At 68.4% G+C, this 11,439-nt stretch carries 10 protein-coding genes; 4 read left to right on the top strand and 6 right to left on the bottom strand.

Annotated features, from left to right (window positions below; genetic code table 11):
- Nucleotides 1-106 precede the first annotated feature (106 nt).
- From BTZ20_RS04920 to BTZ20_RS04930, 3 genes are all read left to right on the top strand, one after another.
- A complete protein-coding gene (locus tag BTZ20_RS04920) occupies nucleotides 107-1,654 on the top strand; it encodes a flavin-containing monooxygenase (RefSeq protein WP_077040600.1) in 1,548 nt (515 codons plus the stop codon).
- A 120-nt stretch (nucleotides 1,655-1,774) separates the two neighbouring features.
- On the top strand, nucleotides 1,775-2,479 hold the full coding sequence (locus BTZ20_RS04925; protein WP_189636594.1) for a TetR/AcrR family transcriptional regulator: 705 nt from the start codon (nucleotides 1,775-1,777) through the stop codon (nucleotides 2,477-2,479).
- A gap of 8 nt (nucleotides 2,480-2,487) precedes the next feature.
- The gene (locus BTZ20_RS04930; protein WP_189636595.1) at nucleotides 2,488-3,117 is read left to right on the top strand and encodes a TetR/AcrR family transcriptional regulator; all 630 of its coding nucleotides are present in this window, start codon (nucleotides 2,488-2,490) and stop codon (nucleotides 3,115-3,117) included.
- A 90-nt stretch (nucleotides 3,118-3,207) separates the two neighbouring features.
- Here BTZ20_RS04930 and BTZ20_RS04935 read toward each other — a convergent pair whose 3' ends face one another.
- The 6 genes from BTZ20_RS04935 to BTZ20_RS04960 all read right to left on the bottom strand — a co-directional run bounded on the left by BTZ20_RS04935 (nucleotide 3,208) and on the right by BTZ20_RS04960 (nucleotide 10,054).
- Nucleotides 3,208-4,677, bottom strand: a complete 1,470-nt coding sequence (locus BTZ20_RS04935) for an Ig-like domain-containing protein (RefSeq protein ID WP_077040603.1) — start codon at nucleotides 4,675-4,677, stop codon at nucleotides 3,208-3,210.
- Between the two features lie 116 nt (nucleotides 4,678-4,793).
- The gene (locus BTZ20_RS04940; protein ID WP_077040604.1) at nucleotides 4,794-5,513 is read right to left on the bottom strand and encodes a hypothetical protein; all 720 of its coding nucleotides are present in this window, start codon (nucleotides 5,511-5,513) and stop codon (nucleotides 4,794-4,796) included.
- A 751-nt stretch (nucleotides 5,514-6,264) separates the two neighbouring features.
- Entirely contained in the window at nucleotides 6,265-7,620 is a 1,356-nt protein-coding gene (locus BTZ20_RS04945) for a glycoside hydrolase family 5 protein (protein ID WP_223263750.1), read from the bottom strand.
- Nucleotides 7,621-7,908: 288 nt separating this feature from the next.
- Complete coding sequence (locus BTZ20_RS04950) at nucleotides 7,909-8,865, bottom strand: LysR substrate-binding domain-containing protein (RefSeq protein WP_077040605.1); 957 nt, start codon at nucleotides 8,863-8,865, stop codon at nucleotides 7,909-7,911.
- 46 nt (nucleotides 8,866-8,911) lie between these two features.
- Entirely contained in the window at nucleotides 8,912-9,262 is a 351-nt protein-coding gene (locus BTZ20_RS04955) for a DUF4873 domain-containing protein (RefSeq protein WP_077040606.1), read from the bottom strand.
- Between the two features lie 51 nt (nucleotides 9,263-9,313).
- Entirely contained in the window at nucleotides 9,314-10,054 is a 741-nt protein-coding gene (locus BTZ20_RS04960; protein ID WP_077043490.1) for a TetR/AcrR family transcriptional regulator, read from the bottom strand.
- Nucleotides 10,055-10,213: 159 nt separating this feature from the next.
- Here BTZ20_RS04960 and BTZ20_RS04965 point away from each other — a divergent pair, with 159 nt between their 5' ends.
- Nucleotides 10,214-11,425 carry a DUF445 domain-containing protein gene (locus tag BTZ20_RS04965; RefSeq protein WP_083742892.1) on the top strand — a complete coding sequence of 404 codons (1,212 nt, stop codon included), beginning with the start codon at nucleotides 10,214-10,216 and terminating at the stop codon, nucleotides 11,423-11,425.
- Nucleotides 11,426-11,439 lie beyond the last annotated feature (14 nt).

The raw sequence follows: 11,439 nt of genomic DNA on the forward strand, positions 1-11,439 counted from the left end.
CGGGTTCGGGCAGCTCCGTCTGCGGCGTTTCGGCCCCGCGATGCAATGGTGAGCGCCGTCACGCGAGGTTAACCTGACGATAGGTACGGGAGAGTCGAGGTCGGACATGGCATCGCAGACGGGCGGCGCCCACGGCGGCGCGGCGACGACGCAGCATCGGTCCCGGGTGCTCATCATCGGCGCGGGTTTCTCCGGGATGGGCATGGCGATCCAGCTGCTGAAGGCCGGCCGCCCGGACTTCGTCATTCTCGAGAAGGCCGATGAGGTCGGCGGCACCTGGCGGGAGAACACCTACCCCGGCTGTGCCTGTGACGTGCCGTCGCACATGTACTCGTTCTCCTTCGAGCCGAACCCCGGCTGGTCCGAGCTGTGGTCCGGGCAGGCGGAGATCTTCGACTACCTGCGAGGCCTCGCCGACAAGTACGGGCTGCGTGCCAAGACCCACTTCGGTCGCACCGTCGACGGCGGCTACTGGGACGAGGGCGAGAACCGCTGGCACGTCCGCACCGAGGAGGGCGACGAGTACGTCGCGCAGTATCTCGTCGCCGGTGTCGGTGCGCTGCACGTCCCGAACATCCCCGACCTGCCAGGGATGGGGGACTTCGGCGGTGCCGCGTTCCACTCCGCTCGGTGGGACCACGACTACGACCTCACCGGCAAGCGGGTGGCGGTGATCGGCACCGGCGCCAGCGCCATCCAGTTCGTGCCCGAGATCGTCGACGCGGTGGCCGAGCTGCAGCTCTATCAGCGCACCCCGGCATGGGTGGTGCCGCGCAGGAACCTCTCGATCGGCACGCGCCTGCGCCGGGTCTTCGACCTGGTGCCGCCGGTCAGGAGGGCGTTCCGCAACGGCATCTACTGGGCGTCGGAATCGTTGGCGATCGGACTCAACGGCCACTCGAATCTGATGCGGCCGCTGGAGAAGATCGCGAAGAAGAACATCGCGCGCAGCATCGCCGACCCGGTGCTGCGGAGGAAGCTCACGCCTGAGTACCGGATCGGATGCAAGCGGATCCTGGGGTCCAGCGACTACTACCCGGCGTTGGCCAAGCCCAACGTGGAGATCATCACCGAGGGCATCGAGAGGGTCACCGAGTCCGGAATCGTGGCAGTGGACGGCGCCGTTCGCGAGGCAGACGCCATCATCTTCGGGACCGGCTTCCACGTGACCGACGGGTTCGACAGCGTGAACCTCGCGGGTGTCGGCGGGCAGGAACTGGTGCCGTACTGGAACGAGCACGGCATCCAGACGCACCTGGGGATCACGGTGGCGGGCTACCCGAACGCCTTCTTCCTTCTCGGCCCCAACACCGGCCTTGGGCACAACTCGGTGGTGTTCATGATCGAGCAGCAGATCCGATACGTGCTGGCGGCGATGGCGCTCGTCGACGGCAGCGGCGCGGAGGCGATCGCGGTGCGGCCGGAGGTGCAGGATCGGTTCAACCAAGACATCCAGGCCAAGCTGTCCAAGGGCGTGTGGACCAACGGCGGCTGCGTCAGCTGGTACCTCGATGCCAAGGGCGTCAACCGCACCATCTGGCCCGGGTTCACCTGGCAGTACTGGTTGCGCACCCGCAGGCTCGACCCGTCCGATTTCGAACTGGTCGGGACCGTCGCGGAGACCGCCGTGGAGGTCGCCGAGACCACCGGCTGAGGCCCAGCGGTTGGTAATATCCTGATCATGGATCGGTCACCGACCGATCCGGGAAATGCGCCCGCCGATGCGGGCGCATTGTCGTGAGTTCCCGAGTCCGCGATGCCGAAGGAGCCAGGCTTGCCGCCGACGCCCAGCGATGTGGTGCCGCCCGTCGCAGTGCACGAGGAGGGGCCCGCCCGGCGCGGACGGCCACCGCAGCCGGGATTGTCCGAGACCAGGCGCGAGCAGATCGTGTCCTCTGCGATCGAGGAATTCGCCGAGCGTGGCTACGAGGCGACGACCGCCGCGCAGGTGGCAAAGCGCGCGGGCGTTGGCCTCGGCACCGTGTACCGGTACTTCGACAGCAAGCGCGAGATCCTCGATCAGGTGATGGACCGGTGCCTGCGGGAACTGATCGACGTCGTCGATGCGCCAGCGCTGCTCGAGCCGCCGGAGACGCTGGAATCGCTGATCGCCCGGATCCGGGACCTCGCGGACGCGCTGTTCGGACTGGTCGAGGACTCCCCGAATGTCCTCAAGCTCCTGATGGTCGAGGCGAGTGCGATCGAGGACGAGCTCGGCAGGCGGGTGATGCGCGGCGAACAGGTGTTGGCCGGGATGGTCGCGGAGGTGCTCGAGCACGGGATATTGGGCGGCTGGCTGCGCAAGGATCTCGACCCGAACGCGGTGGGACATTCGATCATCGCCCTGACCTGGCCCGGTCTGCTGCGCGGACTGCGCGTGGGTCAATGTGCCGCCGACCGGGCGCGGTACACCGACACGATCGTCGCGCTTGTGTCTTTCGGCCTGTGCCGACCGGGTACGGACGGGCAGGCGAGGTGACCCACGGGGTGGGTGCCGACGACCGGGTCGCGGGCGGGCGCAGTGTGGAGCGGCGCCGCGAGCTGGTTCAGGCGGCCGCGCAGGTGTTCGTGGCGAACGGCTACGCGAACTGCGGTGTCGCCGACATCGTGGCCGCGCTCGGCGTCGGCCATGGCACCTTCTACAACTACTTCACCAGCAAGCGTGACGTGCTGGACGCGGTCGTTGACCGCGGTTTCGAACTGATCAGGGAGCGGATCGTCGACGACGCGCTCGGGCGGTCGGCGGACCTCGACGAGTTCTTCGACCGGTACCGGCGCATTGTCGATCGCATGCACGAGCTGGTGCGGCAGGAGCCGGAACTGATCCGCTTCGTGGTGTTCGAGGCGCCGTCGATCGATCCGGTCCTGATCGACCGGCTGCTCGGGGTGTTCGGAGAGTTCGGTGACGTCGCGGCGGAGTTCCTCACCTCCAGGGTGCGCAGCGGAGATCTGCCCGGCGCTGTGGACCTCGAGGTGGCAGGCGAGGCGATGGGCTCGATCCTGCTCGCCTCCGCGGTGTTCCCGCTGCACGGGCCTGCGACGGCTGAGGATCTGGCGGCGCCGCTCGTCGACTTCCTGCGCTCGGGTATCGGCGGGCCCGTCGTGGCCCAGCCCTGACGCCGGACGTCTTGCCGGTGGGCGGGTCGTGAAAAGGGGCTGTCCCCGGCCGAGGTGGCCGGGGACAGCCCCTTCACGGTGTGTCGGTTGTCAGGAGCCGAAGAGCGAGCCGAGGCTGCCTGCGTCACTGCCGGTTCCGGTTCCGGGGCCACCGGTGCCGTTGCCCGGTCCCACGATCACCGATTCCTGGTCGGAGGAGGCGTTGACGGTGCCTGCACCCGAGTACTCGGCGGTGATGGTGCGCTGACCTGCGGTGGCCGGGGTCCACGCGGTGGTGGCGGTGCCGTCAGCGCCGACCGTGCCGGTGCCGATGACGGTGCCGCCGTCCTTGAAGGTGACGGTGCCGCCTGCGTTGGCGGGGTTGATCTTGGCCGTGAGGGTGGTGGCGGTGCCGACGGCGGCGGCGCCGACCGGGTTGAGGGTGGTGGTCGAGTCGGTGTTGGTGGCGGGTGCCTCGGCCACGTTCACCTGCGCGGTGGTGTTCGATCCGACGACGCCGTCACGGCCGGAGAAGGTGGCGGTGAGGGTGTGTGCGCCTGCCGCTGCGGGCACCCACTGGTAGGTGACCTTGCCGTCGGCGCCGACCGGCAGGGTGGCGAGTGAGGCTGCGCCGTCGCGGAGTTCGACGGTGCCGCCTGCCGCGGCCGGGTTCACGGTGGCGGTGACGGTGGAGGCGCGGCCGACCTGGGCGCCGGTGATCGGTGCGAGCGCGATTGTGGAGGTGGCGTTCTGCTCGGCGACCTGCACGGTGATGGGCGCGGACTGCGAGGCGGTGGCGAACGCGGTGTCGGCGAAGTGCGCGGTGAGGGTGTGGCCGCCGCGGACGTTCGGGGTCCAGGCGAGGGTGGCGGTGCCGGCGCCGTCGAGGGTGGCGGTGCCGATCGGGGCGGTGCCGTCGCGGAATTCGATGGTGTTGCCCGCTGCGCCGCCGGTGACGTTGGCGGTGAGGGTGCTCGGCACGCCGACCCGGGCGCCGGTGACGGGTGCGAGGGTGGTCGTGGTGGCGGTCTTGGCCATGTTGAGCGACGGGCCCTTTTGGCCGTAGCCGCCGCTGCCGAGGGATCCGCCGTAGTCCATGCCGGTGGTCAGGGCGACGCCGCGGGGGCAGTTCGGGCCGACCTTGTAGTCGACGCTGTACTCCGGCGAGGCATGGAAGCCCGGACGATTCTGGACCACCCAGGAGGTGACGCCCCAGGAGGAGCGGACGTATCCGGTCCCGTTGCCCTCGTCGGCGTTGACGTCGTCCGTGTTGGTCGGGGAGCCGCCCATCTTCGCGGAGCCGGGGACGTAGGTCAGGCAGGACGGATGCCGGTCCTTGACGTTGTAGATGAACTCGTCGACCCAGCTGGTCCGGTCGAACTTCGTTGTCACGGTGATGGTGTCGCCGACGGCGGGGCTGGTGTTGCTGACCGTCCTTGTGAAACGGGAGCTGCCGTCGTCCCAGGTGATCGACGCGGGGGCCGCGCCTGCGACGCCCGCGCCGAGGAGGGCGAGTGCGCCGATGGCCAGAGTTGTTGCCGCGCCTGCGGCGACGCCGCGGGTGATCTCTCGTGATGTCATGGATTTCCTTCGGTAGCTGGTGCGCGACCGTCGACATCGACATCAAGGTCGCAGCGTTGGGGTGTGGGGGCCGTGTGCTCGGCGCCGCGGCGGTCGCGGCGCCGAGCAACCGGGGTCTAGCTGCCGTTGGTGATGACTCGTGTGATGGTGTCGCCGAGGACGTCGCTGATCGAGCCGGTGGAGCTCATCTGGCCTTCGGCGGAGCCGAGGCCCGCGCCGTCGAGGCTGCCGGTGACGGCCTCGCCGGGGTTTTTCGCGCGCGCGGTGAAGCACGAGGTGAGACCGGGCTTGCCGGTCCCGACGCCGACGGTGCCGCCGACGCCGATGCCGCCGCTGGTGACCTTCGTACCGGCCGCAATGTTGTCGGGGACCTTGTAGGTGATCTCGGCGGTGACCGGGTTGCCGGAGTTGACGAACCAGCCGGTGCTGTTCATGCTCCAGCCGCCGTCACCACTGGTCTGCGGGGTGACGGCCTCGGTGACCTGCCCCTGGGCGAAGTGGTAGGCCGTGACCTTCGCCGAGACCGGGGTACCGAAGCCGGCCGGCGGGTAGTCGGTGATGGAGTTGACGTACGGGTTACCGATGCTGGTGGTGCCGACCACGATCTTGTAGGTGACGTTGGTGCCGGCGGCCGCCTCGGCGGCCGAGACGGTCTTGTCGTATGTGTGGGTGATCCACACGGTGCTCCAGTCGTTCTTGGTGTCGTGGCTGGACTGGGCGCAGGCCGGGTCGGCGGCGCTCGCGACGCCCGCTCCTGCGCCGGCCATGAGCAGGCCGGCGGGGAGGGCGGTGGCGGCCGCGAGGGCGGCGATCCGGCGGACGGTGTTCGAAGACATGTTCTCCCTAGTTCTCGCTGTTGCGGTCACGACAGGGTGGTGGCCGCGTACTCTGCCCGACGCAGGGCCTGTCCCGGCGTCGCATCTACCTGGGCGCCCACCCCGGGAGTGCCGGGGCAGGACCTAATGGCGACCGCCTGCGTGGCGGTCAAAGGGGCCGGTGCACCTCGGGAGCGCACCGGCCCCGAGCCGTCAGCTCAGCGACTTCATGAAGGTCGCGATCGAGATGGTGCTTCCGATTGCGCCGAGCACAGTGAAGAGGGTTCCCATTGATTTCTCCTTGAACTTGATTCCTGAAATGCCGCGACCGCAACCAGGTTGCAGTTGCGGCCGCGACAATTTCTACCATGTCGACCCGGTGTCGTGTGAGTAAAAGGTCAATTGAATGGGGTCGAAGTTCGATTTGTTCCGTCGGGAGCCCGTCGGGGTGCGTGTTCGCCGCCGGAGATCGCTGCTTTCGCGATGCGGGAAGCGTCGTCGGCATTCGCCACAATCGCTATCGATCCAGCTCAGAGGAGCACTGTTCGCGACTTCGGTCCGGGAATCCCCGGCCGGGTTGAGTGGTCTGATCGCCGGTCTCGTTGGTGTTCTTTGCCGGATAAAGGGTTCGAACACTGTTTTCCGGCCCGGGTCTGGAATTCATGAAAAGTTCGACCGGGGCGGACCGTGGATTTAATGTGACCCGGTCCGCGATTTCATTCCATCGTGCGAAACCTGCCGATTTACATTCCCGGGCTCCGTGCGTCGTGATTCAGTGTTGGGTCACCCGATAGGCCCCCGCGGTGTTCCCGGTCAGGCGCCACCCACCGTCGACCTGGGTGAGGTCGAGATCGGTGACGCCGGTGGTGTCGAGGTCGGGGCGTTCGGCTCCGGGGTACCAGGCCTCGAGGCGTCCGGTGCCGGAGCCTGCGAACCCGGTCGAGGTCACCTCCTCGAGGTTGCCGGGGGCTGCCCGCGGGTAGGCGCGCGAGAGTGGGCGGGCGAAGCCCTCGACGAGGCCGAGCTGCGTGCCCGAGGGGCAGTCGATCTTGTTGAGGTTGCCTTGGGGCTTGTGGGTGTTGCCGTCGCGGACGGCGTGCGGGTCACCGCAGGCCTGGGTCCAGGACCACCAGGCTCCGCCGATCCGGTGCTCGTTCATGGCGTTGACGAATCGATCGACCTGGTCCGCGTCGGCGGCCGGGTCGCCGAACCAGCCCCATTCGCCGGTCCACAGCGGTGCCCCATATCGCGCGGCGCCGTCGAGCGCGAGCCGGAAGCCCTCCTCGATCGAGGGGATCTCGCTGCTCACGTTGATCGAACCGCTGTAGAGGTGGGGCGCGAACACCACGAGTGGATCAGCGACGTAGTGCGCCGGCGGCAGGGCGTCGAGACCGAAGGCGGACCAGATCGCGCTCGGCTCGAAGAACACCAGGTGCGCGAACCCGCCCTGCTCGGCCTGTCGGATCGCGGTGATCGCGCGCTGGTAGTACCGGCCGATCTGGTCGGCGGCGGTGATGGGGTCACGCAGTCCGGGGTTGGGCTCGTTGAGCAGGTCGTAGCCGACGACCGCCGGTTCATCCTTGAATTCGCCTGCCAGCCGAGCCCAGGTGTTGACCAGGTGGCCCTGGATGCCCTGGGTGTCGTCGTAGAAGTTCTGGAACGAGCGGGCCACGGCGGGGGAGCTCTCGCGGATCCCGCCGAGGGTGCAGGTGCTCCAGCCGTCGGTGAGGGTGGCCCAGGCCGGGGCGCCGTCCCATCCGACGCCGGGCTTGAGCGGCGAGGGGCAGGCCACGCCCTGGGGCGTCCCGACCGCCTTGCCCCATGCGTCCTGGTGCATGTCCAGCACGGTGTAGATGCCGTGGTCCTTGGCATCTCGCACGGCCTCGCGGATCCGGGCCACGTAGGCCACGTCGAATGCGCCGGGGGTGGGTTCGAGGGCGGACCACGCCACGGTCAGCCGAACGACGTTGAAGCCGAGTGTCGCCATGCGGGTGAAGTCGGCGCGTTCGAGAGGCGCGGTGGCCGGGAGCGCGGGGTCGTTTTGGGCGTAGTCGTTGAGCTGGTTGACGTTCGCCCCGCGCAGCAGGACGGTCCGCCCGGTGACGTCGGTGATGGCGCCGTCGGTCACCGTCAACCGGGGAGGGTCCAGTCGCTCGCGGGTGCGGCGGCGGCATGAGCGGGTACCTGCAGCACCGCGGCGGCGGCAACGACAACGGGTGCAGTCACGATGCGCATGAGGACTCGGGCCCGTGACCAGCTCATTCTCCACCCTTCATCGTGCGACGTTTAGACGTCCAAGGAACCCTAGGGTCGGGGAGCGCCGAACGGAAACACTCGTTCGCGACGTATTGACAAGCTGCGCTTGTCAATACGGCATGGAAGCGCTCGTTCCTGCCGTATTGACAAGCTGTACCCGTCAATACGGCAGGAACGTCGGCATCGTGCGGTCGACGAAATCCGGTTCGCTCAGCTTCGCGACGAGGTCGGGGCGGGTGTCGCGCACCCGCCGAGCGATGTCGATGAACGAGCACACCAGCGCCGAATCGTTGTCTCGGTGGCGGGCCACCGCGACCTCGTTGCGGGCGGCGTCGGCGATCGGTACCAGCGTCACCCCGGGATACGGAACCCAGCGGGCCGCGGCGACGGTCACCACGATTCCGACCCCGCCCGCCACCTTCTGATATTCCTCCAGCAACGTGGTCGAGCGGGAGACCACCGGCGCGGGTATGCCGTCTCGATGCGCATCGAGCTCCCAGAATGCGTTCCACACCGGATCGGTGCAGGCCGCGCCGAGCATGGGTTCGGCGAGGAGTTCGTCCGCGCGAACCGAGGAGTGACTGGCGAGTGGATGGTCGGGACGGAGCCCCGCCATGAGCGGCTCATCGAACAGGCGGACGAAGTCGATGCCGTCCGTCGAGATCGGGCGCCGCACGAACGCCACATCCACCGACCGGTCGGCGAGGCCTGCCGAGGGGTCGTCGTAGTTGAACTGACGCATCTCCACCGTGACGCCGGGATGGCGGGTGCGAAAGGCCGAGAGGATCGGCTCGGTCAGGATCAGCGCCGCGCCCTCGAGAAAGCCCAACACCAGGCGGGCCCGCTCACTGCGTTGCATCGATCGGGCCCGCTCGGCCGCGGCGTCCATGGCCGCGAGTATCGCGCTCGCGTCCTCGAGGAACGCGGCGCCTGCCGCGGTCAACGTCACGCTTCGGGTGGTCCGGGTCAGCAGGACCACGTCCAGATCCTGCTCCAGCTGCTTGATCTGCGCGCTGAGCGCCTGCTGCGCGATGTGCAGCCGCTGGGAGGCGCGGGTGAAATTGAGCTCCTCTGCGACGGCGACGAAGTACCTCAGCTGGCGGGTCTGCAGCTCCATGGCGCAAGAGTGTAGGTCGGCCGGGCCACGGAACAGGGGGGAACGGTCAGAGCAGGCCTTCGGTGTCCTCCATTGCGGCGAACGGCCTGCCCGACCGGCCCTCGATCATGTGGCTGCCCCAGAGGTCGATCGATGACACCGTCGCGATGCCCGAGCCCTCGGGGGTCTCGATCTCCAGCTCCGCGCCGGGCCCGACCGTCGCACCGTCGGGCATCGACTCCGCGAGCCGGCGGACCCGGCCCTGCCAGAGGTAGCGACCGCTGATCGGCTCGAAATGGCCGACCAGCTGGACGTCGAGCGCGAGGGTGGGATGCGCGCCGACCGTGACCAGTGCCCTGCCGGAGTACCCGTCCGGTTCGTCGTGGTCCTCGCCGGTCTCGGCGCTGAAGTCGCTCACCTCGTCAGGATACCTGTTACCTCAGGTAACACAAGATCGTTCAGTGGTCGTTCAAAGGCCCTCGGCGGCATCCCCGCGCAGCAGCGGGTGCGGATTGGCGTTGAAACGCGCGGGAGAGCCGGCGACCTCCGCGATCCCGGTGATCCCGCCCCACGTCATCATCGTCAGGTAGTCGATCAGGTTCTCCGCGGTCATCGACTTGTTGGAGATCCACCAGTGGGTGGCGAGCTGCACGGCGCCGACGATCCCGTAGGCCCACGGCAGCGACCCGCCGGAATCCATCTCCATCAGGCGCAACCGTTCGCCCAGGACGGCGGAGAGCAGCTCGGCGATCATCCGCTCCGATTCGGCGACGACGTCGCGGTTGCCGCCCGCGCTGTTCGCCATCACGTAGAGGTAGACCTCCGGATCTTCGGCGACGGTCTCGACGTACGCGGTGATCGCCATCCGCGCCAGCTCGTACTCGTCCATGTCGCTGCCGATCGCGGCATACATCCGCGGCGCGAGCACCGTCTCGACATAGCGCATCATGGTGGCGCTGGTCAGGTCGTTCTTGTCGTTGAAGTACCGGTACAGGACGGTCTTGGAGACGCCGATCTCGGATGCGATCTCGTCCATGCCGATGTCGCGCCCGCGTACCCGGATGGCCGCGATGGTGCCGTCGACCAGTTCCTCGCGGCGCGCGATCTTGTGTTCGCGCCACCGCCGCTTGCGGCCGTCCGGCTTCTCGGGCTTGGTCTCCGTCTCGGTCTGATCGGGGTCCTGTGCTGTTGGCACTGAGTTCTTGGGCACTGGGTTCGCCACATCCGTTCGGTTGATCTCCTGCACAGTTTAGGCGGGGGTTCGAGCAGGAGCCGACGATTGACCCGGCGTGGCCCGGAGTTTCGGCACAATGGGCTGGTGCAGTTGCTCACCGTCGATGACGCCGCCAAGAAGCGTGACCTCCGCCGGATGAAGGCCGTCGCCACGGGGTTCCTCGTCCTGGCCACCGTGGTGTACCTGGTGGCCCGCTGGCAGGAGACCAAGGGCGCGCCGGAATGGGTCGGCTATGTCCGGGCCGCGTCCGAGGCGGGCATGGTCGGCGCGCTGGCGGACTGGTTCGCGGTGACGGCGCTGTTCCGGCATCCGCTCGGGCTGCCGATCCCGCACACCGCGATCATCAAGAAGAAGAAGGACCAGCTCGGCTCGAACCTGAGCAGCTTCGTCGGGGAGAACTTCCTCGCACCCGACGTCGTGTCGCAGAAGGTGGAGGCCGCTCAGGTCCCGCTGCGGGTCGGCACCTGGCTGGCCGAGCCGGCGCACGCGACGCGGGTGGCCGCGGAGACGGCGACGATCCTGCGCGGGTTCGTCTCGGTGCTCCGCGACGAGGACGTCCAGCAGATCATCGACAGCACGATCGTCCGCAGGCTCGCCGAGCCGGCCTGGGGGCCGCCGATCGGCAAGGTGCTCGCGGAGTTGATCAAGGAGAACCGTCAGCTGCCGCTGCTCGACCTGCTCGCGGAGCGGGCCCATCAGTGGGCGCTGGGCAGCCAGGACACGATCGACCGGATCATCGACCGGGACAGCCCGGCCTGGTCGCCGAAGTTCGTCGACGCGCTGCTCGGCGAGAAGATCTACAAGGAGCTCGTGGAGTTCACTTGGAAGGTGCGCTCGAACCCGGAGCACGAGGTCCGGCTGGCCGCCAACCGCTTCCTCGTCGACTTCGCGAACGACCTGCAGAACGACCCGGCGACCATGGCCAAGGCCGAGAAGGTCAAGGCGGAGATCATGGGGCGCAAGGAGGTCACCGGTGCCGCCGAGGCGGCGTGGAAGGTGGCCAAGCGGATGATCCTCGAGTCCGTCGACGACCCGAACAGCACGCTGCGCGCCAAGACCCGCGACACCGTGATCCGGCTGGGGGAGCGGCTGCGCGACGATGCCGAACTGCGCACCAAGGTCGACGGCTGGCTCGACAGCGGGGTGCGGTACATCGCCGCGAACTACACGGAGGAGATCACCGGCGTCATCACCGAGACGGTGGCGCGCTGGGACGCGGAGGAGGCCAGCCGCAAGATCGAGCTGCAGGTCGGGCGGGATCTGCAGTTCATCCGGATCAACGGCACTGTGGTCGGTGCGCTCGCCGGGCTGACCATCCACACCGTCTCGCAGCTGTTGTTCACCTGACCGCAGCGCGCTGC

The organism is Rhodococcus sp. MTM3W5.2 (assembly GCF_001984015.1).
In the GTDB taxonomy this organism is placed as follows: domain Bacteria; phylum Actinomycetota; class Actinomycetes; order Mycobacteriales; family Mycobacteriaceae; genus Rhodococcus_G; species Rhodococcus_G oryzae.